The sequence below is a fragment of the Oceanobacillus senegalensis genome, from assembly GCF_900176885.1.
GTDB classification, from domain to species: Bacteria; Bacillota; Bacilli; order Bacillales; family Amphibacillaceae; genus Oceanobacillus; species Oceanobacillus senegalensis.
Window position 1 is genome coordinate 961,629 of sequence record NZ_LT839648.1, and the last position, 24,688, is coordinate 986,316.

The 24,688-nt window shown below is 35.2% G+C and carries 21 protein-coding genes and 1 other annotated feature; of the genes, 15 read left to right on the forward strand and 6 right to left on the reverse strand.

The window, feature by feature from the left end:
- Positions 1–170: 170 nt before the first annotated feature.
- A complete protein-coding gene (locus tag CAO17_RS04515; protein ID WP_085991670.1) occupies positions 171–3,158 on the reverse strand; it encodes a transglycosylase domain-containing protein in 2,988 nt (995 codons plus the stop codon).
- Between the two features lie 132 nt (positions 3,159–3,290).
- Positions 3,291–3,564 (forward strand) — a binding site (T-box leader).
- A gap of 49 nt (positions 3,565–3,613) precedes the next feature.
- On the opposite strand from CAO17_RS04515, the gene tyrS reads away from it, so the two are divergent.
- Positions 3,614–4,885 carry a tyrosine--tRNA ligase gene (tyrS, locus tag CAO17_RS04520; RefSeq protein ID WP_085994405.1) on the forward strand — a complete coding sequence of 424 codons (1,272 nt, stop codon included), beginning with the start codon at positions 3,614–3,616 and terminating at the stop codon, positions 4,883–4,885.
- 493 nt (positions 4,886–5,378) lie between these two features.
- Here tyrS and CAO17_RS04530 read toward each other — a convergent pair whose 3' ends face one another.
- On the reverse strand, positions 5,379–6,314 hold the full coding sequence (locus tag CAO17_RS04530) for an aldo/keto reductase (protein ID WP_085991672.1): 936 nt from the start codon (positions 6,312–6,314) through the stop codon (positions 5,379–5,381).
- A gap of 414 nt (positions 6,315–6,728) precedes the next feature.
- Between CAO17_RS04530 and CAO17_RS04535 the strand changes: the two genes are divergently transcribed.
- The 3 genes from CAO17_RS04535 to CAO17_RS04545 all read left to right on the forward strand — a co-directional run bounded on the left by CAO17_RS04535 (position 6,729) and on the right by CAO17_RS04545 (position 11,332).
- The gene (locus CAO17_RS04535) at positions 6,729–8,324 is read left to right on the forward strand and encodes a solute:sodium symporter family transporter (protein ID WP_085991673.1); all 1,596 of its coding nucleotides are present in this window, start codon (positions 6,729–6,731) and stop codon (positions 8,322–8,324) included.
- A 328-nt stretch (positions 8,325–8,652) separates the two neighbouring features.
- Positions 8,653–8,985 (forward strand): MGMT family protein, encoded by a 333-nt coding sequence (locus tag CAO17_RS04540; RefSeq protein WP_085991674.1) that lies wholly within the window; start codon positions 8,653–8,655, stop codon positions 8,983–8,985.
- A 226-nt stretch (positions 8,986–9,211) separates the two neighbouring features.
- Entirely contained in the window at positions 9,212–11,332 is a 2,121-nt protein-coding gene (locus CAO17_RS04545; RefSeq protein ID WP_143833718.1) for a glycoside hydrolase family 3 protein, read from the forward strand.
- A gap of 201 nt (positions 11,333–11,533) precedes the next feature.
- Here the strand turns inward: CAO17_RS04545 and rpsD are convergent, their stop codons facing one another.
- Both rpsD and CAO17_RS04555 read right to left on the reverse strand, forming a co-directional pair.
- The gene (rpsD, locus tag CAO17_RS04550) at positions 11,534–12,136 is read right to left on the reverse strand and encodes a 30S ribosomal protein S4 (protein ID WP_085991676.1); all 603 of its coding nucleotides are present in this window, start codon (positions 12,134–12,136) and stop codon (positions 11,534–11,536) included.
- A gap of 324 nt (positions 12,137–12,460) precedes the next feature.
- The gene (locus CAO17_RS04555; protein ID WP_085991677.1) at positions 12,461–12,940 is read right to left on the reverse strand and encodes a GAF domain-containing protein; all 480 of its coding nucleotides are present in this window, start codon (positions 12,938–12,940) and stop codon (positions 12,461–12,463) included.
- 187 nt (positions 12,941–13,127) lie between these two features.
- On the opposite strand from CAO17_RS04555, the gene refZ reads away from it, so the two are divergent.
- From refZ to CAO17_RS04580, 5 genes are all read left to right on the forward strand, one after another.
- Positions 13,128–13,760: a forespore capture DNA-binding protein RefZ gene (gene refZ / locus CAO17_RS04560; protein ID WP_085991678.1), complete on the forward strand. Its 633-nt coding sequence runs from the start codon at positions 13,128–13,130 to the stop codon at positions 13,758–13,760.
- Between the two features lie 159 nt (positions 13,761–13,919).
- Positions 13,920–15,614 carry a septation ring formation regulator EzrA gene (ezrA, locus tag CAO17_RS04565; protein WP_085991679.1) on the forward strand — a complete coding sequence of 565 codons (1,695 nt, stop codon included), beginning with the start codon at positions 13,920–13,922 and terminating at the stop codon, positions 15,612–15,614.
- Positions 15,615–15,779: 165 nt separating this feature from the next.
- A complete protein-coding gene (locus tag CAO17_RS04570) occupies positions 15,780–16,919 on the forward strand; it encodes a cysteine desulfurase family protein (RefSeq protein ID WP_085991680.1) in 1,140 nt (379 codons plus the stop codon).
- Between the two features lie 6 nt (positions 16,920–16,925).
- Complete coding sequence (gene thiI / locus CAO17_RS04575; RefSeq protein ID WP_085991681.1) at positions 16,926–18,128, forward strand: tRNA uracil 4-sulfurtransferase ThiI; 1,203 nt, start codon at positions 16,926–16,928, stop codon at positions 18,126–18,128.
- 196 nt (positions 18,129–18,324) lie between these two features.
- Positions 18,325–18,534, forward strand: coding sequence for an alpha/beta-type small acid-soluble spore protein (locus tag CAO17_RS04580; RefSeq protein ID WP_085991682.1), 210 nt, complete (start codon positions 18,325–18,327; stop codon positions 18,532–18,534).
- A gap of 48 nt (positions 18,535–18,582) precedes the next feature.
- Here the strand turns inward: CAO17_RS04580 and CAO17_RS04585 are convergent, their stop codons facing one another.
- Positions 18,583–19,383 (reverse strand): NAD kinase, encoded by an 801-nt coding sequence (locus CAO17_RS04585; RefSeq protein ID WP_085991683.1) that lies wholly within the window; start codon positions 19,381–19,383, stop codon positions 18,583–18,585.
- A gap of 152 nt (positions 19,384–19,535) precedes the next feature.
- Between CAO17_RS04585 and CAO17_RS04590 the strand changes: the two genes are divergently transcribed.
- The 5 genes from CAO17_RS04590 (at position 19,536) to CAO17_RS04610 (ending at position 23,784) form a co-directional block, all read left to right on the forward strand.
- Positions 19,536–20,102: a DUF2953 domain-containing protein gene (locus CAO17_RS04590; protein ID WP_085991684.1), complete on the forward strand. Its 567-nt coding sequence runs from the start codon at positions 19,536–19,538 to the stop codon at positions 20,100–20,102.
- Positions 20,103–20,173: 71 nt separating this feature from the next.
- Positions 20,174–20,725: a GerW family sporulation protein gene (gene ytfJ / locus CAO17_RS04595; RefSeq protein ID WP_085991685.1), complete on the forward strand. Its 552-nt coding sequence runs from the start codon at positions 20,174–20,176 to the stop codon at positions 20,723–20,725.
- A 188-nt stretch (positions 20,726–20,913) separates the two neighbouring features.
- The gene (tpx, locus tag CAO17_RS04600) at positions 20,914–21,414 is read left to right on the forward strand and encodes a thiol peroxidase (protein WP_085991686.1); all 501 of its coding nucleotides are present in this window, start codon (positions 20,914–20,916) and stop codon (positions 21,412–21,414) included.
- A gap of 160 nt (positions 21,415–21,574) precedes the next feature.
- Entirely contained in the window at positions 21,575–22,567 is a 993-nt protein-coding gene (locus tag CAO17_RS04605) for a class I SAM-dependent methyltransferase (protein WP_085991687.1), read from the forward strand.
- Positions 22,568–22,590: 23 nt separating this feature from the next.
- Complete coding sequence (locus CAO17_RS04610; RefSeq protein ID WP_143833719.1) at positions 22,591–23,784, forward strand: acetate kinase; 1,194 nt, start codon at positions 22,591–22,593, stop codon at positions 23,782–23,784.
- Positions 23,785–23,943: 159 nt separating this feature from the next.
- Here the strand turns inward: CAO17_RS04610 and CAO17_RS04615 are convergent, their stop codons facing one another.
- The gene (locus CAO17_RS04615) at positions 23,944–24,372 is read right to left on the reverse strand and encodes a universal stress protein (RefSeq protein WP_085991689.1); all 429 of its coding nucleotides are present in this window, start codon (positions 24,370–24,372) and stop codon (positions 23,944–23,946) included.
- Between the two features lie 127 nt (positions 24,373–24,499).
- Here CAO17_RS04615 and CAO17_RS20955 point away from each other — a divergent pair, with 127 nt between their 5' ends.
- Positions 24,500–24,676: a hypothetical protein gene (locus CAO17_RS20955; protein WP_179151834.1), complete on the forward strand. Its 177-nt coding sequence runs from the start codon at positions 24,500–24,502 to the stop codon at positions 24,674–24,676.
- The last annotated feature ends 12 nt before the right edge of the window (positions 24,677–24,688 follow it).

A 24,688-nucleotide genomic window follows, 5' to 3' on the forward strand; every position in this document is an offset into this window, starting at 1 on the left:
GATAAATTTAGTGTTAATATACAAGAATTATGGCATATTTCTGACTAATTGGATATAGTGAAACTTCATTTAGCTAAAAAAGTGTTTCCTGGTAGCTATCTGTCTGATGTAATGTGAGTCTTCCTTCAACTACAATAAAAAAGAAGGGATTGTTCCCTTCTTTAAATTTCTTATTCTGATTCTTCCTCTGTGTTATCTGTTTTTGTATTTTCTTGATTCGTTTTTTCTTGTTTTGTTGATTCTTCGTTTTTACTGCTCTTTTCCTGGTTATCGGTATTTTCTATTGTTTCGTTATTGTCGTTGGTAGGTTCCTTATTTGTTTCCTTTTCCGATGTTTCTTGTTGTGCTTTTTGTTCGGCTATTACTTTATTGGAAGGGCTGGATTCATGTCCAAAATAGTCAACCGCCTTTACATAGTAACTTGCATTATGATCTTCTATAGGGAAGGTAGTTGAGGTAGTTTCACCTACATATTGGAAATTCCCATTTGATCCTTCTGAGCGATATACACGATATCCAACGATATCTGCAGTATCAGGTTTATTCCAGGTTAATGTATCTCCTGATTTTGAAAGAGATTGGGGAGCAGCTGGTGCATCTCCATCATTTTCAATAGTTAGTGATCCGATAGCCCTATTTGGTGCAGCAATTTTTTCCCATTTACCTCTTTCTGTACGAGGATATAACTTTCTAACGTCATTACCGTATCCTTTTCGTTCTAACCATTCCGGATTAAACATTAATCCATTTCCTTGTACAAATTCATCTGGTGTGTTAGATGAAGGTGCTACTGCCTTTCCGTTAACTATTACCTGGTTACCGGTGATTAAACTATCATCTACTTTTGATGGCACATATTTCGAATTGAAAATATCTGATTTTACTAATCCAGCTTTTTGGCATAAATCAGATGGAGCCATTCCGGAAATCCCACAAAAACTACTTGATACTATTCCATTAGGTTGTTTAAAGCTTTCAGACGGTGCGAGCAAATCAGGTTTAATATCAGTTGCTGCATTGATTAATTCTGCCCATAACTTAATATTTCGCTGACTATAACTTAACGGGTAATTACTCGCATAGATGGAATCCTGGTATTCATATCCAATCCATGTACCAAAAGTAACATTTGGATTTGTTGCAATAAACCAAGCATCGGAATAGCTTTGAGATGTACCTGTTTTACCAGCCCAATCAACACCACCGTGTTTTAACTGGGATCTAAGATAAGCAGCTGTTCCGTTTGAAATTACGTCTCTCATCATATCAACGGTTAAATAGGTTGTTTGTGGCGAGAATACATCAACAGGTTCCGACTTATGCTCATAAACAACCTCACCGTCCGTTGTTGTTATTTTCTCTATCATATATGCATCTACAAATTTTCCGTTATTACCAAAGGTAGCATAAGCATTTACGTTTTCTTCAACCGTAATCCCATTTGCCGAAGAACCAAGAGCAAATGAACGGATTGTATGATCTGATTTTGTTAAAGATGTAACACCCATTTTTTCCAAATACTGGGCTGGGTCCTTAGACAGGATTTTACTGTAAACTACCACAGCAGGAATGTTATATGAACTCGCTAATGCTTTTCTTACAGTAACTGTACCATAATGTCCTCCACCATAGTTTTTTGGTTGATAGCCTCCTTGAAATGTTCGTGGATAGTCAGCGATTGTGGTTCCAGGCTGAACAACACCCATTTCCATTGCTGGGGCATATACAACCAATGGTTTAGAGGTACTACCAATTTGCCTTGGTGCATCCATTGCATAGTTCAATTGGTCGTCTTCACTATAGTTCCGACTTCCTAGAAAACTTATAATTCTACCTGTCTCGTTTTCTATGAGAATACCACCTGCTTGAATATATTGGGAAACTAGTTTTTTACCCTCAGGAAAGGGCACTAATGTTTCGGTATCCGGCCCATAATATTGATAGTTTTTAGCTACTTCCTGAAAAGCATCGTAGATTTCTTTGTCTATCGTAGAGTGGATTTCATATCCTTTTGTTTTTAAATCACGAGTAGCTAATCTTTCATATTCACTCGCAAGTTCATCATTTTTTTCAAGGTCTTCTTCCGTATAACCATCCACTTCTGCTAACTTAAGCGCGATTATCTTAGCTGCTCTTTCCTGTATTTCGGTAGTTAGTAGTGGATAGTTTTCTTTAGAAGAATCATCATATTTTTTAAAATCTGCAACAATATCATATTCTAATGCTTCTTGATATTGTTCTTCCGTAATGTATTCCATCTCAAGCATTCTACTTAATACTGTTTTCATACGATTAAGCCCAGGTTCAATCCCCTCAGGATCCTTTAAACCACCTGAGTTTTTGAATGGTGTATAACGAGAAGGGCTTTGGGGAAGACCTGCCAAATATGCTGCTTGTGCTAAATTAACTTCATCAGCATTTATCCCAAAAATACCTTGTGCAGCTGTTTGAATCCCGGCGATATTTCCACCAGAAGCATTTCGTCCATAGGGAACAATATTTAAGTAAGCTTCTAGAATCTCATCCTTTTCAAAGAAACGCTCTAATCTCAGTGCTAGTAGTATTTCCTTCGCTTTTCTTTCAAAAGAAACCTCATTAGTGAGAATTTGGTTTTTGATTAATTGTTGGGTAAGTGTACTCCCGCCACTTTGGGTGCTAGCATTCGTGAATTCTTGGTATAAAGCGCGGAAAATAGCTTTAGGTACAATTCCTTTATGTTCTTCAAAATATTCATCCTCCGTAGCAATAACGGCCTGTATTAACGTTGGAGAAATTTTATTAAGAGTTGTTTTTTCTCGATATAAATCTGCATTTACATCCGAAAGATAGACATTATCTGCGAAGTACATTTTGGATGTTTCTTCATAGTTGTATATTTGCTCTTCCATATCTGCATATGCTCGTATCGGTTCATCCTTAACGAGGGAGGCAAAATAGCCTACTCCTAGGCCACCGACAAAGAAAGCACCGATAAATCCAACAATTATAAAGAATAAAATAACATTCCAAGCCACATCATATGTAATACGGGAAGTCCTCTGAATTTTTCCAGTACGCCAAATGGATTGGAATTTTTTGGTATGTTTATGGTCAAGAATGGTATTCCATCGTTCTTTTGTTTTCTCGCTAAGTCGATGAAACATCTGTTTAAGTTTCATGATAAATCCCCCCAAAATTCTTTACTTATTATAGCATATCTATGATTTTAGTTGTACGATTATTTCATATTCGTTGCATATTATAAACAAGTATGGTAATAATAATTCATAATAAAAATCATAAAATAATGCTAGGAAGCTATGAAAGATCGCAGTAGTTTTACAAATCCCTTTTATAGAGAGCTAACGGATGGTGGAAGTTAGTAAATATTTGTAGGCGAATTACAATCTGGAGCTATTTCTTTTAAAAGGTATGTTCATGTAGGTGTTCAACAGGATGATAGAAACATTCTTATTGGACGTTTTGGACAACCTCTAAATAGAACGGTGGAGACATCGTTAAAAATCCCAAGTGGCATGATTGTGCAACAAGGGTGGTACCGCGTGTTTAGAACTCGTCCCTTTTTAGGGAGGAGTTTTTTTTGTTTTAATTAAAAATATTGGGAGTGAAAGAATTGGATATTTTACATGATTTGGAAAGCCGTGGATTAATTCAGCAAATAACAGATGAGGAAGGATTAAAAGACCATCTTGCAAATAATCAAGTAACTTTATATTGTGGATTTGACCCTACAGCGGATAGCTTACATATTGGCCATCTAGTCCCACTTATTATGCTAAAACGATTTCAGAAAGCAGGCCATAAACCAATAGCACTTGTCGGTGGAGGTACAGGGATGATTGGTGACCCAAGTGGTCGCTCAACGGAAAGGTCTTTAAATACAGCTGAGGTTGTACAAGGGTACAGTGAAGGACTGAAACAGCAAATAAGCAAAATTTTAGAAGTAGAGGATAATGAAAGTTCTGTATTGGTAAGAAATAACATGGATTGGCTAGGTCAAATGACAGTTATTGACTTTTTACGTGATGCAGGAAAACATTTCAGTATTAATTATATGCTTGCAAAAGAATCTGTGTCAGCACGTATTGAAAATGGACTCTCTTTTACTGAATTTAGCTACATGATTTTGCAATCTTTAGATTTTCAAAAATTAAATGAAGAAGAAAATTGTACCTTACAAATTGGTGGAAGTGACCAGTGGGGAAATATAACTGCCGGGATGGAATTAATTCGTCGTACTAGAGAGGATCAAGAGGGAGAAGCGAAGGCGTATGGATTAACTGTCCCTTTAATTACTAAAGCTGATGGAACAAAATTTGGTAAAACTTCCGGAGGAGCAATTTGGTTAGACCCTGAAAAAACAACTCCATATGAATTTTACCAATTCTGGATTAATACGGATGACAGGGATGTTATAAAATTTATTAAATATTTTACATTTATAGAAGAAGAAGAAATCGCTCAATTAGAAGAGGAGGTTGCAAATCAACCAGAAAAACGTGTTGCCCAAATAAGACTAGCAGAAGAAATGACAAGAATGGTTCATAATGAGGAAGCATTAGCACAAGCTCAGAAAATTTCTCATGCCTTATTCAGTGGAGAACTAAAACAATTAACGGCAAATGATATTGAACAAGGGTTTAAAGATGTTCCAACATATAGGGCGGAAAAAGAAGAAATAGGATTAGTTGACCTTCTAGTTCAAGCGAAAATCTCTTCATCCAAGAGACAGGCTAGAGAAGATATTACAAATGGAGCAATTTATATTAATGGGGAACGTGAGCAAGAAGTATCCTATACACTAGGAGCGGATGATCGAATTGAAGACAAATTTATTATAATCCGACGCGGGAAGAAAAAATATTTCTTAATCGAATTTAATTAAATCGAATTACTTTTGGAGGTACAAATCATATGGTGGTTTGTATCTCTTTTTTAATACGCTTGACCATAATACTAGTTTACAATACCACTCCATCCATATGGATGAAGGAAATAATTTTTGTAAATATGAATCCTTGTTACTTTATGAATTTACACTTTTATCGCTATGTGACGATAAAGAGGGGAGAGACAGGGGGTAGTCCCTTTACCAACTTTAAAAAATTAGTTTACCGACTAGAATTGGATTATGAGGGTTAGGCTAAGTTATTTATTAATGGTTCTGAAAAAAGAAATTAAAATAGCACAATGATGAAAGTGAAATCCATTTTATTTGAGAAAGTAATCAAGAAGTATAGAAGAACTATATCTGCCCCCTAAATGTTGGAAAATTATCGAACATTTAGGGGGCAATCAGAATTTACTTCAATAGTTTCCTAGGTTCATTGCAGTGATTTAATACCTAATTATCGCTATTTTAGTTTAAGGTAATGAAATTATTTGTGGAAGATCTGATCAATTTCCTGGATTTCTTCGTTGGTTAGCTGGACATCTAGTGTTTTTAGATTATTTATTACTTGTTCTGCACTTTTTGCACCTGGGATAATGGTATCAATGGCGTCACTAGTTAAATACCAAGCTAGTACTAGGTGAGCAACTTCTACCCCTTTTGCATTGGCAATCTTGCGTACTTCTTCAACCTTCTCAAGATTTTGTTTAAATACATCCCCTTTAAAGTATGGTAAATCTTTGCGTAAGTCTTCAAAAACTGCATTTTTATTATATTTTCCAGCTAAAAGACCTGAAGCTAGAGGGAAATATGGTACAAAGGAAATGTTATTTTCTATCAAATAAGGGAATAGAGTTTCCTCTGCACTTCTACTTAATAAATTGTATTCACCTTGGAATACTTCAACATACCCATCCTTGTTCGCTTCTTCTAACTGATCAGGTGTGAAGTTGGATACACCGATAGCACGGATTTTCCCTTGCTCTTTTAATTCTTGCAATGCGCCAACTGCTTCATCTTTAGGTGTAACTTTATCTGGATAATGAATATACATCAAGTCAATATAATCAGTTTGTAGTCGCTTTAGGCTTTTCTCCACTTCTTGTTTTAAGAAAGTCGGATTGTTATCAATCTTCATTTTTTCTCCACCAAAAATTGGAGCAATTTTTGTAGCGATAACCAATTCCGAACGTTTTCCGGTTTCCTTCACCACTTCACCAACTAACTCTTCTGAACGACCAGGTCCATAAAGGAGTGCTGTATCGATAAAGTTGATTCCGTTATTAATTGCAGAACGAACAAGGTCTTTACCAGTTTCTTCATTTAGATTAGGGTAAAGGTTATGTCCACCAACAGCGTTTGTTCCTAGTCCAATAGGATTAACATATAAATCAGATTTACCTAATTTAATTTGATTTGCCATGATATCAATCTCCTTTCCAACATTTTACAACCTATACTAAACAAGGTTAAACCAATCTAATGGCGGAAGCAAATATCAGGCGGAGTGATAGCCAATTATTTAAACTACCTATAAATGAGGGGAGATTATTGTTGTCTTGACCTTTTTTGACCAAAGGGCATATAATTAATTGTAAGGAGGTGCTATATATGTAGAAATATAATGTATAGCTATTTTTTTGTGTGTGTAATTATGTGTTATGTTTCACAAATATAGCTAATTAATTTATAAGATTAACCCATTTACAGCCCAGAAAAAGCTCATAATTAGGGCTATACGATTCAGTAACTTGTGACGATAGTAACGATAGACAGAAAATGGAACTTTAAAACAAAAAGAAGCTTTTATGGTAATAACTGCATGGAAGGTGACAAAATGAATGGATTTGTTTTATTTAGTTTTATTTTGATTGTTGTTGGAATTGGAGGGTATGCTTATGTGAAAAGTCGTAAGGTTAATACGAATACTTCGGAAGGTTATTTCCTTGGTGGTCGAAGTTTAACCGGTATTACGATTGCTGGAACAGTTGTTATGACGAATCTGTCAACCGAACAGCTTGTTGGTCAGAATGGTCAAAGTTATGTTGCTGGGATGGAAGTTATGGCGTGGGAAGTGACAGCTGCTATTGCTTTAGTATTCCTCGCTCTCGTATTTTTACCGAAATATATGAAATATGGCGTAGACACGATTTCGGATTTTATTGAAATACGTTATGACACGACAACGAAACGAATCGTTTCCTTACTATTTATTTTTACATATATGACCTCGTTTTTACCAGTAGTTTTATACTCTGGTTCTCTTGTGTTTAACCACATTTTTAGTATTGATAAAATACTAGATGTTGATCCGTTGGTAGCTGTTGCGATTATATCGACTGTCATTGGTGTACTTGGTCTTGTATACTTACTATTGGGTGGACTGTCGCTAGCAGCCTTTAGTGACACCATTTACGGGGTGCTTTTAATCGTTGGAGGAATTTCTATACCAATCATTGGTCTCATGATTCTTGGTGATGGTAGTTTTCTTGAGGGGCTAAATTCTGTAAGAGAAAAAGCACCAGAAAAATTAAATGCAATTGGATCCATTGATTCCGAAATTGTTCCGTGGCCAACGTTGTTTTTAGGGATGTTTTTCAATAATCTGTACTTTTGGTGCACGAACCAAATGATTGTACAAAAAACTCTCGCTGGAAAGAATTTGAAGGAAGGGCAGAAAGGTGCCTTGTACGTGGCATTCTTTAAAATCTTTGGTGCATTGTTCTTGGTATTCCCTGGAATCATTGCATTTCATATGTTTGGAGATTCTATTGAAAATCCGGATCATGCCTACCCCGTGTTACTTACAGCAGTATTACCAGATTGGGCTTATGGTATCTTTGGTGCAGTAATTTTTGGTGCCATATTAAGTTCATTTGTAGGATCGCTTAATGCTACAGCAACATTGTTTACACTTGATTTCTATAAACCTAGGTTGAAAAAAGGTGTGACAGACTGGCAGATTGCTAGAGCAGGTAAAATAGTAACAATTCTTGTAGGTCTGATATCTATTATGATTTCACCTTTAATTTCCTTTGCACCTTCAGGATTGTATGCATTATTACAAGAGTTTTACGGATTATATAGTATGCCCCTGCTTGCAATTATTGTGTTTGGATTCTATTCGAAATATGTTACTGCACAGGGTGCAAAAATAACGTTTATATTCCATATTGTTGTATACCTGTTTGCGCAGATTTTCTTTTCTGATGTTCATTATTTGTATGTATTGAGTATTCTATTTCCGGTAGATGTGTTGGTATTATGGTTAGCAACGAAAATCAAACCATTGACTACGCCATTTACGTTTGAAACCGATGATAACAAAGTGAATGTTACGCCATGGAAACATCGCTACTTGATTAGTGCGCTTGTTGTCATAGCTATGGTTAGTGCATATATAGTATTTTCACCACTTGTTCTTGCTAATTAATGAATTATATTTAAGGAAGGCTGGTGATTGTTGAAAATTAGCTAAAAACAGATGGATCCTCATTGACAAACCCCGATTCATGCCTTCATATAGACTCTCTTACATGAACCTCAAGGTTTCATCGCAGGTTAAGGGGGCAGTAATACCCCCACCTTAAAAATAGAGGAAAAACGAATCCTTTTAGATGGGGGATATAAGAATCCTCTCACTGATTGAAGGTTCACTTTATTATAAAGAAATTCCTTTTGGTAAAATGAAGTAAGGTTCCAAATGGATCTTGTTATATGAAAGATAATGCAAAGTAAATAGATAGGAGGTAGATGGTCCATTGACACCCTTTACCAAAAATGTTATTGACATTATTCAAAAAATACCAAAAGGCAAAGTTATGACATATGGACAAATTGCAAAGCTTGCAGGAAGTCCAAGAGGTGCTCGCCAAGTGGTTCGCGTCCTTCATTCCCTGAGTAAGAGATATCATCTCCCTTGGCATCGTGTTGTTAATGTGAAAGGACAAGTAGTAATTAAAAATGAAGAGTTGTATCAAGAGCAGGTATGGAATCTAAAAGCTGAGGGAGTAGAGGTCAGTTTGGAGGGAAGGGTTAATTTGCAGAGGTATCAAGTAAAATGTAGTGCAATCCTACCTATTTCTTGGGAATAATTGATAAAATCCTGAAAATTTACACTGAAATTCTGAAAACGACAGATATTCACAGCAAGGTTTACAATGGTTTAAGCAATAAATGTTGTTTTTATAATGTTACCATTGTTATTATAAGGTAGTTGAGGTTTAAAAAGTTATTAATGATTGAAAAATCCTCACCTTCGAATATAACGGAATAAAACAAGAAAGATAAATAGAGAGGACGTAAATAGGAGGATTTCGTGTGTATAATAAACAACCAGAATTGCAAGTGAAGGTTAAGAAAATTATTGAAGAAGATGGTTTGAAATTTAAAGATCTCAATAATAATGGAAAACTAGACCCTTATGAAGATTGGCGGTTGAGCCCGAAAGAACGTGCAAAAAATCTAGTTTCATTAATGAATATTGATGAAAAGATCGGTATGATGCTTATTAATTCACGTAAGATGGGCCTTGCCCAAGAGGATAAAAGTAAGACGAGTCATGACGGGATATTAGATGAAGGAGTAATAGAAAAAGGGGAAACTATCTTTGCTACAAGTAAAGTTTACGGAACTACTCATACAATTGAAGAAAGAAAGCTTAGACACTTTATTTTAAGGGATAACTATAGTCCAGCCGAAACGGCAGAATGGATTAACAAGATGAATGAGGTAGCAGAGGGAACGAGACTTGGTATTCCTGTTATTATTGCATCCAACTCCAGAAATGAAAACGGTGAACCTGTATTTGGAATGAATGATGCAATTGGAATCCTCTCTACTTGGCCAGGAACTTTAGGACTAGCTGCTGCAGCAAAGGGAGATATTAAAAATGGTGGAGATGCCTCCTTAATTAATCAATTTGCTAGCATTGCTCGTAAAGAATGGGATGCAATCGGCTTACGAAAAGGTTATATGTATATGGCTGATGTGGTTACAGACCCGAGATGGCAACGCACTTACGGTACTTTAGGGGAAGATCCAGAATTTATTGCTGATGCGATTGGTCGGATTATTGATGAATTCCAAGGTGAAGAACTAGGTAAAAATAGTATTGCCATGACAATAAAGCATTTTCCGGGTGGTGGAGCGAGGGAAAATGGATTTGACCCGCATTATAAAGAGGGAAAGTGGAATCTCTACCCAACTCCAGGAAGTTTAGAAAAATATCACCTACCTCCATTTAGAGCAGCAGCAAAACATGGAACATCTTCTATCATGCCATACTACTCTATCCCTAGCATTAAAAAGAGTGTGGTTCAGGAATTTGAAGGGGAAGACATTCCATTTGAAGAAGTAGGATTTGCGTTTAATCATTATTTCTTAAATACAATTCTTCGCAAAGAACTAGGTTTCAAAGGTTATGTTAATAGTGATAGTGGTATTATCAATAACATGAGCTGGGGGATGGAAAATAGTAGTGAAGCAGAACGTTTTGCTAAAGCGATTAATGCTGGTACAGATATCGTTGCAGATACCAATGATATCGAAAATCTTAAATTGGCCATTACCAAGGGATGGATTAGTGAAAAACGAATTAATGAAGCGAATGTCCGACTTCTAACGGAAATGTTCGCTCTAGGCTTATTTGATGATCGTACGTATAATGAACCAGAACAGGCTACAGAGGTAGTTAATACTAAAGCGCATTGGGATATTGCATATGAAGCACATAAAAAATCCGTTACGGTATTGAAAAACACGGATGAAACTTTACCACTAACTGCAGACAAGCTCAAAGGAAAGAAAGTGTATGTGGAAGTTTTCCATAAGGAACCTGAAAAAGCTACTGCCTTCACAGAAAAAGCTAGAAATGAAGCGAAGGAACTTGGCCTATTTACGATGACAGATAACTATGAAGAAGCAGAGAAAGCTATTCTTTTCTTACAATCAAAATCCGGAGCATATTTCGACGCAACTCCAGGATTATTAGAACTGGAATTATGTGAAAATAAAGTTTTATCAGCTATGGATGGTAACTTATATCAGGAGACTACTTTAAGTGGAATGGACCATCTAAAAGAAGTGGCAGACAGCATTCATAGTCGCGGAGGGAAGGTCGTTATGAGTGTGAATATTATTCTTCCATGGATACTTAGAAATGTCGAACCATTGGCAGACGCATTAATTGCTGGCTATGATACATTCTACAATGCACAATTCGAAGTTATTGCTGGAAATCACAAACCAACAGGTGTTTTACCATTGACATTGCCAGCTAGTGACGATGTTATCGCTGTTCACCATGACGGTCACTGTATATCACCAAACGATGTTCCAGGTTATGACAAAGATAAATATATGCCAGAAGGACTCAGCTATGCCTACAAGGATAGTGATGGAAATGTCTATAAACTTGGACATGGATTACAATATGAATAGAGAATTTTAATTAGAAAGTAAAAGCCCTGAAAGCTTACATAGATTGCAAGGCTTTAATGCTGGAGGAGGGAGATATCGAACACTAGTAGTTATATGGAAAATTAGTATATTATACTATCTCGGAAACCAAATAAAAAGTCCTTAAAATGTTGATTTAACATTTTAAGGACTTTTTGTGTGTTAACATGCAAATAGTGTAGATTAACGTGAATAGAACTCAACGATAAGAGCTTCGTTAATTTCAGCTGGAAGTTCAGAACGCTCTGGGTAACGAGAGTATGTTCCTTGTAATTTATCCGCATCAAATGTTAAGTATTCAGGTACGAATGAGTTTACTTCAATTGCTTCCTTAACAATGTCAAGGTTTTGAGATTTTTCACGTAAACCAATTACTTGACCTGGTTTAACACTATAAGATGGAATATCTACACGACCTCCATCAACTGTAACGTGCCCATGGTTTACAAGCTGACGTGCTTGTCTACGAGTACGAGCAAGACCCAAACGGTAAACAAGGTTATCTAGGCGAGATTCAAGTAAAATCATGAAGTTTTCACCATGAATACCTTTCATTTTACCAGCTCTGTTGAATAAGGTACGGAATTGGCGTTCGTTTAGTCCGTACATGAAGCGTAGTTTTTGCTTCTCTTGCATTTGTAAACCATATTCAGAAATCTTTTTACGTTGATTTGGTCCATGTTCACCAGGAGCATAAGGACGTTTATCTAATTCCTTACCAGTTCCAGTTAGAGAAATTCCAAGACGGCGTGACTTTTTCCATACCGATCCAGTATAACGAGACATATAAAATGTCCTCCTTTATTTATTTTATTTGCATAAAATAAAACGAGCGTGTCCCTTACGTTGTCCATTTTGTTTTCATGTACCATCGCTCTGGCAGCAGAGAGTTACACGATACACCTCTTGACTATTCGTCATAAAGAGGAACAAAATGGGGTCATACGTCGGTTCACATAGGCTACCTATTATTTTACACAAAGTCTAGTATATAGTCATTAATTAACAATGTCAAGATTATTATAGATAAATAATAAAAAAACACGCTTGTTAGTCGATATATTAGCAGACAATTGCCAAACAAACTTGTTTCTATTGAAAAGGAGCATTCTATATATATATTTCTAATATCGCTACAAATTTTTCAAGGCATATTTGGTCTACTTGATCAAACCGGTCTTTGCTAGGACTATCAATGTCAAGAACACCATATATTTCCCCTTCTTTATAAATAGGTACAACAATTTCAGAATTACTTGCACTATCACAAGCTATATGCCCTGGAAAAGCATGTACATCAGCTATTCTCTGTGTTTCCCCTTCTTTTATTGCTGTGCCACAAACACCTCTACCATATCCGATACGAACACAAGCAGGTAATCCTTGAAATGGTCCGAGTACAAGTTCTTCCCCATTCCATAGATAGAAACCTACCCAATTTATATCATCTAAAAATTGATTTAATAGTGCAGATGCATTGGATAGGTTAGCTATCTCATCTTTTTCATCTTCAATTAATGCTTCTAATTGCTTTAATGTAGTTTCGTAATCTTTCTCTTTTTCACTTATATATGAGTTTGATTGAAACAATTTAAATCCCACCTTTTAATGTAATTGAATGTTATAGGAATGAAGGCTATATGTATAGTATCTTCCTTATTAATAAGATGCCTATATCGAATTCAAAATTCGACAACACGTACATTATTTGTCGAGAAAAAAATGAAGGATTTATCCCCCGAATGTCGTAAACAACAAGTAAGGAGTTGAATCGAAAATGAAGAATAATCCTTCTAAACAAAAAGTTATCAAAGCTGCGTCTACATTGTTTTTTCAAAAAGGGTTTCATGGAACTTCAGTACGTGATATAGCTGCACGCGCATCTGTTAATGTTTCTTCCATTAGTTATTACTTTAACAGTAAACAAGGTCTATTAGAATATGCTGTTACAAATTATTATGAAGAGTATTTAAAAGACATTGAAGATATGCTAAAACAATCTGATTTACTTACTCCAATTGAAAAATTAAAATCACTTATTTCAACAATTATACAGTATAAGCAAAGTAACTATCAATTAACGTGTTTTATTCAACGAGAACTTTCCTTAGACTCTGTATTTGTACGCGAAATGACTGTTACCTATTTAGCGAAAGAAAACTTTTATATTCGAAAAGCTTTCTTCGATGCACTAGGTAACAGGGTAATTGGGGAGCATAAGCAGTATTTACTTATGCAATTAAAGGGAATGCTTATAACACCATATATTTTGCATAATGACTGGAAAGATCAAGTGATTGGTGAATATTCCCATCGTCTGTTTGTAAAAAAATATGTCGATGTGATACAACAATGGATCGAATTTACCATTTTTAATGGATTAGAGACGGAAAATAGAGTCGCTTATTAAAAACACATGACGAATAATGAATTTATTTGTATAATTTTAGCCATAAATGGGAAATCCATGGTATCATAGTTATATAATTTTTTAGAGACATCGAATTGAATATCCTATTATATAAAATATGGAGTATCCTCTTATTGGAATTTGGTTGGGAGGCTTTTTATGGCATACATCATTGGAAGTATATTGTTCGTCATTGTTTTATTAATTATTGGGCTAATTTTCAGAAAGCGAATATATGATGCGGTAGATAAGCAGGAAAATTGGAAGCTAGATATAATGAGCAGGAATATTGCTTCGCAGTTAAGCCGGATTAAGGCGTTAAATTTATCCGGGGAAACACAAGACCGGTTTGAAATATGGAAAGAACGTTGGGAAGATATTGTTGCCAAAGAGTTGCCAGATCTTGAAGAACACTTATTAGATGCTGAAGAAGCTGCAGACAAATTTCTATTCCCAAAAGCTAAAAGAGTGTTAGCTGATGGGGAAAAGGTATTGAAAACCATTGAAAAAGATCTTGAAGAAATGTTAAATGGGCTTGAAGAACTTCTTGAATCAGAAGAGATTAGTAGAAAAGAAGTAGAGGAATTAGAACCGAGTATTAAAAAGTTAAGAAAGAAGCTTTCCCAAAATCGTTATCTGTATGGAAAGGCGGAACTACAATTTGATGTTGCATTAGACGAATTAGAGGAAGCTTTTGGGGAATATCATGAATTAGTTAATAAAGGGAATTATTTTGAAGCAAAAGAACTAGTAATTCAGATTAAACAGGACAAGGAAGAAATAGAGGACTTAATAGAGAATTTTCCTTCTATTTTAAAAAAATGTAAATACGATGTTCCTGGACACTTAGATAATCTCCTTGCAGGTATTAAGGAAATGAAAGAAGACGGATATCGAGTAGAACATCTAGGCTTTGAGAAAGATATTCATACATATCAAGAAAAACTTAAAGAATTATTACTATTACTGGAAAAAGGGAAGACGAAGGAAACAGTGCAATTTTTAGCGGAAATGGATGAACGGATAAATGAAATGTACCAGCTTCTAGAAAAAGAGGCTATTGCTAAAAATTATTTGGAAACAAGAGTACCAAGCTTTCAACATTCCCTTGATATCATGAACGATAAATATGAAAAGGCACAATCTGAGGTAGAAGAACTAAGGCATGCATATTTCTTTGAGGATAGTGACATGGAAAAGTATATGAGTCTTGGTAATTCTATATCAATGCTTGAGGATAAAATAAATGAAATATCTATGGATATGGATGATAGAGGAATTAGTCATGCAGAATTGCGTGACCGATTAGAAATTGGATACCAAAAATTGGAAGAACTTGATAAGGATTTAGAAGAATTTAAAGAAAGTATCCAGAACCTCCGTAAAGACGAGCTAGAAGCTAGGGATAAACTTGCAGAAATGCGTAGACAGCTATATAATCTAAATAGAAAATTGAAGAAAAGTAATATACCTGGAGTTCCAACGTATATTTGGAACAGTATGGAGGAAACAGCAATAAAAAATAGTAAGGTTATTGCAGCGTTAGAGAAAACACCATTAGAAATGGTTGCTGTCAATGAAGCATTATTAGAATCTAAAGTTGCACTTGATGAAACGATGGAGCAAACGGATTTAATGCTAGAGCAGGCCTATCTTACAGAACAGGTTATTCAGTATGCTAATCGCTATCGTAGTAAATATCCGTTATTAGCTGCTAAATTGGCTGAAGCGGAACGTTTGTTTAGATTATACGAGTATGAGTTAGCACTGGAAACTGCTGCAAAAACACTAGAAGAAATTGAACCAGGTGCACTCAATAGAATTGAAGAAGCACAAGCTACAATTCACAGTTAATTTTACATAGGGCTGTCGTTAAGTCTAGGGGTTGTCCTTTACTTAATGAACAGCTCTTAATTTTTGTTTTTCAAGGTTTATAGGAATTAATATTTTCCTACTGATAGAAGTTTCCATTATAATGGGAACCATACTAATAGCAAAGGTAAAGAAGGAGTTTTTTACATGATATATTTAGATAATAGTGCTACAACTAGACCTGATCCTTCTGTATTAGAAAGCTTTAACGAAGTGTCAAAAAAATTTTTTGGCAATCCATCTTCTATTCATCAATTTGGTGGAACAGCTGAGAAATTGTTGTTTTCGGCTAAAAAACAAGCTGCTGACTTACTAAATGTGGATACGGATGAAATCATATTTACTTCAGGTGGTACTGAAGGAAACAATATGGCTGTAAAAGGGATAGCACTTGAGCATCAGAATCGGGGGAAACATATTATCACAACCGAAATTGAGCATCCTTCCATCTTTGAAGCTTGCAAAAGTTTAGAGAAGCTGGGCTTTGAGACAACCTATCTACCTGTGAATGAGGAAGGGATTGTATCGGTCCAGGATGTAGAAAAGGCTATACGGGAAGATACAATTCTAATCACGATAATGCATGTTAATAATGAGCTAGGATCTATTCAACCGGTTGAAAAAATTGGCGAAATTGCGAAAAAGTATCCGAAGCTATTTTTTCATGTGGATGGTGTACAGGGATTAGGAAAAGTTCCTTTAACACTACGAAAAAGTGGTATTGATTTATGTACGTTTTCTGGTCACAAAATTCACGGTTTAAAAGGAACTGGTATGCTGTATATCAATAAAAGAACGAAAATTTTCCCTCTATTCCATGGCGGGAGTCAAGAATCAGCATTAAGGTCTGGTACGGAAAATCTAGCTGGTATTGTTTCTTTGGTTAAAGCTCTTCGTTTAATTAAGGAAAGAGAAAAAAAGGAAGGGACCCACTTATTTGAATTACAACGATATGTGATGGACCAAATAAAAGAGATAGAGGGTGTCCATATTAATACACCAGCGAATGCTGCACCACATATTGTTAATATTTCAGTTCCTGGAATTAAACCAGAAGTAATTATTCATATGCTTGGTGAGCAAGATATTTATATATCCACGAAATCAGCTTGTTCATCTAAATTAAAAGATGAAAGTAAAGTATTAGTAGCTTGTGGGTTTGAAACAAGTCGCTCAACATCTGCTTTACGTATTAGTTTGTCTTATGACAATACAATGGGAGAAATAAAACAATTTATTACAGCATTGAAAAAAGCAATTAAACAATTTAAAGATGCACTGGAGTAGATAACGATGGAATTTGATCATATATTAATCCGTTATGGAGAAATGGCATTAAAAGGAAAAAACATTAAACAATTTATAAATCAGCTACAACAGAATATACAACAAAAAATCAAAGATTTTCCTCATGTCAAGGTAAAAAGAACGCAAGGAAGAATGTTTGTATTATTAAATGGAAACGACCCAGAACCAGTTATGGAAAAATGTAAGAATGTATTTGGAATTCATAGTTTAAGCCTAGCCATAAAAGTAGAAAATGATGTTGATAAAATAAAGGATGCTGCACTTTATGCTCTTAAAAATGAAGATAATGTGAAGAAATTTAAAGTTACTGTGAAACGCATCAATAAGGATTTTCCGGTGCGCTCTCAAGAGATGAACCAAATATTAGGCGGACATTTACTAACTAATACCAATGATATCACTGTAGATGTTCATCAACCAGATGTGGAAATAAAGGTAGAAATTAGAAAAGAAGCAACCTATATTACTTCTGGGATAGTTCCTGGACTAGGTGGCTTACCTGTAGGAACCTCTGGTAAATCCCTTTTATTACTTTCGGGTGGAATAGATAGCCCTGTTGCTGGATTTTTAGCTATGAAACGTGGTGTGGAGCTGGAGGCAATTCATTTCCATTCGCCACCATATACAAGTGAGCGGGCAAAACAAAAGGTTTTAGATTTAACAAAACAGTTAACGAAATTTGGTAAGTCTATTAAAGTGCATATTGTTCCGTTTACAAAACTGCAACAGGAAATTTTTCGTGAAATGCCTGATGCTTATGCCATGACCATTATGAGAAGAATGATGTTCCGAATTAGTGAAAGAGTGTGTGAAAAAGAGGGGATTCTTTCGCTTGCATCAGGAGAAAATCTTGGGCAGGTAGCAAGTCAAACCATGCAGAGTATGCATACAATCAATGAAGTAACGAATTATCCAATTATACGACCATTAATAACGATGGATAAACAAGAAGTTATAGAAATTTCTCAACGTATCGGAACATACCAAACATCCATTTTACCTTATGAAGATTGCTGTACGATTTTTGTTCCAAAATCACCTAAAACCAAACCAAAACGAGATAGAGTAAATTACTATGAATCAACATATAATTTCTCAGAAAGTATTCAAGAAGCAATAGACGGTATTGAAACGATTAAAATAACGGATAAGAAGAATCTAGACGAATCATTTAGTGATTTATTTTAGAGGCCTTTTTCTAGAATAATCTTGTTTCTAACACTATAGCTTTATTATGCGCGGTTTCTTGACACCATTTGGTACATGTTGAATTCCACTCCCAGCATTCGCGAACGAAGATAGACTGGTAAAAACTTCTATCTAAAAAAATGTATGGATTCACTACATGGTGCACAATCTATGAGTACCAAGGAGGTGAACACACATGGCAAATAACAACAGCAACAACTCAAATCAATTAGTAGTTCCTGGTGCAGAGCAAGCACTTGAACAAATGAAGTTTGAGATTGCTCAAGAGTTTGGAGTTCAACTTGGTGCAGATACTACTTCTCGCGCTAACGGTTCTGTTGGTGGAGAAATCACAAAACGTTTAGTTTCAATTGCTGAACAACAGTTTGGCGGTCAACAACAATAAAATATAAATGGCTAGGGCTATCCATGTAGGATAGCCCTTTAACATTATTCAAAGAAACATCCTCTTTACACGATCCCAGTATGTATTGTTTTTTAATTTAACCGTTTTGACTACCTTGTCATCCATGGAAATTTCAATTTTATTTATTTTTCTAATTGGGAAAGCTTCATTATCAAAGCTAACAATGGGATGATCGTTTCCGTCTTCTATCTCAAGTAGTGTTAATTTTCGTTCTTTATTTAAAACAAAGGAAGAACCTAGTGTACGGAAATTATTATTATTCATTGATGCAATTTCAGTTACTTGATAACAAGAAATTTTAGGGTCAATGATAGCTCCATTTGTTGATTTATTATAAGCCGTACTTCCAGTTGGTGTCGCAATAACCATACCATCCCCCCGGAACGTTTCAAAATGCTGATCATCAATAAAGACATCTAATACAATGGTTTTAACGATAGTAGAGCGAATGGTAAGTTCATTTAAGCAATAAAAGTCTCTTCCTTCGTTAACCCTGGCTTTAATGATAGGAAAACGGCGAACCTCCATTTCCTCATGTAAAACGGAATACAATAATTCATCAAAATTATCCAAATTGAAATCACAATATAGACTGGATTCTCCATCACGTGAGAGTCCCGCATATATAGCGTTTTGTCTAAAATTGGATTCCCTTACAGCCTGTAGAAACATACCATCTCCACCGACACTAATAATGACATTAGCCTCTTGAATATTATCAACCAAGTTAAATTGGTTATTTTTGGCTAATTGAAATAAAGGCTTTAATTTCGCTTCGACTTCTTCTTCTTTACTGTAATAAAAATACATGTTGTTTCGCACCGACATGACCTCCTTATTTTCTTAATTTAGCTTGAGTCTTATGAAGGTAGTGTATCACGTTATTTCATCTTGCCCTAATCGTTCATAAAATAACATGATTATAATTGGAAAAGTGTAGCAAAATAAAAATGGATGAATAATTCTTTAGAGGTGCTATTATGCTATTGCTATTCGTTGTTGTTGTGCTTTTGCCTATCTTTATATTATTAAGCCTGTTGATAAAAGTCTACGTAAGAATCCATTATTCATTTAAACCAGATAATCAACAGCTCCAAGTATCTATATCCCTGTTTAAGTTTCGCATTTTCCAAAGGTCTATTCCATTAAATGATGGAATAGAAAATACTGATTTTATGAAAGGTTTAGAATTTACATCATCTCCATCATCGTTAGAAGAGTGGATAAAGTCGATTCCGAAAGCAATAGAGGCACTTCATTCCCTGTTAGGCAAAACAAAGCTCCATGAATTGAGTTGGTCTACTTTAATAGGGACGGGAGAGGCCAGTTCTACGGGAGTAGTTAGTGGAGCAATTTGGACAATGAAAGGGACTTTAGTTGGGTATCTAGCGGAAAAGTTTATATTAATGTGTAATCCAACTATACAAGTAAATCCAAAATATCAACAAGAATATATCCAAACAAATTTGGATTGTATGGTTTCCATAAGAATAGGAAAAGCTATACAAGCAATCTTACAAATTAAGCGAATAGTAAAGAAAGCATAATAAGGATTTGCTCAATGAGCAAAACGAATCCCAATTTTTCTTAAGATATTCAAATAAAGGAGGTCATTAAAATGGAAGAGCATCCTATACAAGGTTTGATGACAACTGCAATGGAAAATTTAAAAGATATGGTAGAGGTTAACACCATTGTTGGTGATCCTGTTGAATCTCCTGATGGAAGTATTATCATTCCCGTATCTAAGCTCGGTTTTGGTTTTGCAGCAGGAGGAAGTGAATTTAGCCCAAGTAGTCAAGGCGAAGCTGATACACTTCCATTTGGTGGAGGTAGTGGTGGGGGAGTTTCTATTACTCCAATTGCATTTTTAGTTTTAAATAAAGATGGGATAAAGATGGTCCATCTCGATCAACAGACACATTTATATGAAAAAATGCTAAATCAAGCACCTCAGGTTGTACAAAAAATCCAGGAAATGCTGAAGGATTCTGGTATAAGCCTACCAAAAAGAAAAGGCTCTGATGGTGGAGAACAAGGAAAGTCAAATAAGGAAAAAGAGAAAAGAGATTCAGAAGAAGAAAATAATGAGTCAAGCAATTCATCCGATAACAAAGAAGCGAATAAAGACAAGAAAAAACAAGACTCCTCCATCAATTATGATATTTAGAACCGATTAGTTTACAGATATTAACATATTCATAATCTTAATTATTGGACAGAGTATTCAGTTGGATTCATAATAGGAATAGAAGAGGTGGTTCAAAAAGTCCGGTAAAAAATGACACGTCAACGTCCTTTTTTATCCTTTTTGTTAAACACTTATTTAGAAGAAATTACGGAGGAGGAATGAATCGAATGGCTAATGTTACATTCGGGCAAGAACCTGTTACATTACTAGGAAGTGAAGTAAAAGTAGGGGACACGGCTCCAGACTTTACTGCACTATCTAATGATTTGAAGGAAGTTTCATTAGAAAATTATAAAGGAAAAGTAAAATTAATTGCTGCTGTTCCATCTGTTGATACAGGTGTATGTTCGGCTGAAGCAAAGCGGTTTAATGAAGAAGCGTCTAGCTTGGATAATGTACAAGTATTAACGATAAGTATGGATTTACCTTTTGCACAAGCACGTTGGTGTGCAGCAGAAGGTGTTAAAAATCTAGATACCTTATCAGACCACCGTGATGCTTCCTTTGGTGAAAATTACGGTGTACTTATGAAAGAAAATCGTTTGTTAGCTAGAGCTGTTTTCGTTGTTGACTCTGAAAACAAAGTGACATATGTTGAATATGTCCCAGAGGTTACAACACATCCGAACTATGAAGCGGCATTAGAAGCTGCAAAACAGGCTAAATAAATATCTATTACGGCCTCCATTTTAATGGGAGGTCTTTTCTATTGATTAAAAATTGAATAAAAATTTAAAAAACAGAAGCCTTCATGTGTTATTCTTTTACATATTCCTATATCGTTGGTACAATAAATTAGTTGTAATGAAGCGATTGGAGGCTAGTATCATGGAAAAGTCAAATGTTGAAGTTTTATTCAGCTGGTTAGATGAAACTTCTGAATTAATCCAACAGCATATGAATGAAACATACTTAGGAAGCCTAACCTTAACGATGGATATCCTTTTCTATCAGGAACCACCAGAAGAATTGGATGACATCGTCTCAGATAAACTAAAAAATGCATTATCGAAAATAGATGTATCTTCTTATAAAACAGAAGAAGTTCGTAAAGCAGTACAGCTTGCCATACTGAAAGGCATGAAAGGCTCAACACAACAGCAGCATTTGATGACACCGGAGACAGTAGCTATGATAGTGGGTTATTTAGCCGATAAGTTCATGGATGGTAAAGAACGTGTAAAATTGTTTGACCCTGCTAGTGGTACGGGAAACCTTATTACAACCGTAATGGAACAACTCAAACAGAATGTGGAAGCTTATGCTAGTGAAGTGGATCCAACGTTAATTGAATTAGCAGTACTTAATGCCAATTTACAAAAAAAGCAGATTGAGTTCTTCCATCAGGATAGTTTACGTCCATTCTTGCTAGACCCCGTTGATTTAGTTATAGCGGATTTACCTGTTGGTTACTATCCTGACGATGTTCAAGCAAGTAATTATGAATTAAAAGCAGATGAAGGCCATTCTTATGCTCATCACTTATTTATTGAGCAAGCTCTAAAATATACAAAAGATGCAGGGTATTTGGTCCTTGTAATTCCTGAGTTTTTGTTTGATAGCGATCAATCGGACAAGTTAAACAAATTTCTTCATAATCATGCACATATTGTTGGGGTTATACGTTTACCTGAAAGTGCATTTAAATCAAAAAACAATACAAAAAGCATTCTAATTCTCCAGAAGAAAGGTGAGCATACTAAAGATGTTAAACAACCACTTCTTGTCCAAATGCCATCTTTTAAAAATGCCAATGCAATGGCAGATATTTTGCAGCAAATGAATGCTTGGTTTGAAACGTATTATACTAAGAATAACTGAAATGAATGGTAGGAGTGACATCTATGAGTAACAATGTATTATCAGTAAATGCAGGAAGTTCATCTTTAAAATTTCAATTAATTAAAATGCCTGAAGAAACAGTTACAGCAAAAGGTTTAGTGGAAAGAATTGGATTAAATGATTCTATTTTTTCAATCGAAGTAGATGGAAAGAAAGATGAAAAGGTTGGCGATATCGCGGATCATGCAGTTGCCGTTAAAATGTTATTAGAATCATTAATGACTACAGGCGTATTGAAATCATTTGATGAAATTGATGCAGTTGGCCATCGTGTTGTTCATGGTGGTGAGTATTTTAATGATTCTGTGGTAATTACCGACGAAGTAATACAAAAAATTGAAGAAACATCAGAACTTGCACCATTGCATAACCCTGCAAACCTGACTGGTATCTCAGCTTTTAAGGAAATTTTACCAAGTGTTCCAATGGTAGCAGTTTTTGATACAGCTTTCCATCAAACGATGCCAGAATCATCTTACCTTTATAGCTTACCATATGAATATTATAAAGACTATGGTATCCGCAAATATGGTTTCCATGGTACGTCCCATAAATATGTAACAGAAAGAGCTTCTGAACTATTAGGTGTTCCATTGGAAAATCTACGCTTATTATCTTGTCATATAGGTAATGGAGCTAGTATTACAGCTGTTGAAGGTGGAAAATCAATCGATACTTCTATGGGATTCACACCACTTGCTGGTGTAACGATGGGAACTCGTTCAGGTAATATTGATCCTGCGTTAATTCCTTATATTATGGAGAAAACAGGTAAATCCGCGGATGAAGTTATCAATGTCTTGAATAAAGAAAGTGGATTACTTGCATTATCTGGCTTTTCTAGTGACTTACGTGATATTGAAAGTAAGGCTGATACGGATGAACGAGCACAGCTAGCATTAGATGTTTTTGCAGGAAGAATCCATAAATATATCGGTTCTTACGCTGCGAAAATGTCTGGTGTTGATGCTATTATCTTCACTGCTGGTGTTGGTGAAAACAGTGATACAATGCGAGAGAAAATTTTACACGGTTTAGAATTTATGGGGGTGTACTGGGATCCAACTAGAAATAATGTTCGTGGCAAAGAACAATTCATTAATTACCCTCATTCACCAGTGAAAGTTATTGTAATTCCTACAAATGAAGAGGTCATGATTGCAAGAGACACCGTTCGATTATCTAACATTCAGTAATGTTGGTTAAAGTTTACTTGGTTGCTTTAAATTGAACAGAACTGAAATTAAAGTACTTTTACTCAAAAAGGTTTTGTTATGTTAGCTAGCATAGCAAAACCTTTTTCTACTTCATGCGAGAGTGGATTATATATTGTAGTCATTGATTTTATAAAATAATTATCGTACAACTAGTACATCACAAGTTGCATGTCTTGTAATACTTTCCGATACACTTCCAATAATAAACCTTTCTACTGCATTTAAACCTGTTGCACCACAAATAATTAAGTCTGCATGAAAGTTGTTAGCAATAGTTTTTGCAATTTTTATTTTCGGGGAACCATATTCAATACACCGTACTAAATGTTTAAGTCCAGCATTCTTTGCACTCTCGACATAACTGTCAAGCAATTCTTTAGCATATTCCTCTGAGCGTTCTGCCAACGAACGGTCATAGGATTCTGCTGTAGCAAATGTTCGTGAATCAATAACATGGGCCAAAATTAGACGAGCATCGTTACGTTTTGCTATGTCAATTGATTTGATAAATGCTTTTTCAGCTGCTTCCGAACCATCTACAGCTACGACTATTTGTTTATATTCCAAAATAATCTCCCCCTTATACTTCCATTATATACCTATGATGTAAGCGCTTCAATGTGTGAATTGGAAATAAAAGTTACAACTTTATCACAGATATTCGAACATACTAAATGATGTGGAGGTGATTCGATTGGCTAATAAAAATAAACAGCATTTTATGCATGATACGAAGCGCCAATTTATCGAGGATAAAGATGGAATCCAATCCGTAAAAAATCAATTGTTTGAAAGCTATCAAAGTGGTGTAGTGGATGATGAATTACAAAACAATATAGGAATTCATCATTTTAACAATCAGAAGAATTAATAAAATTAATAA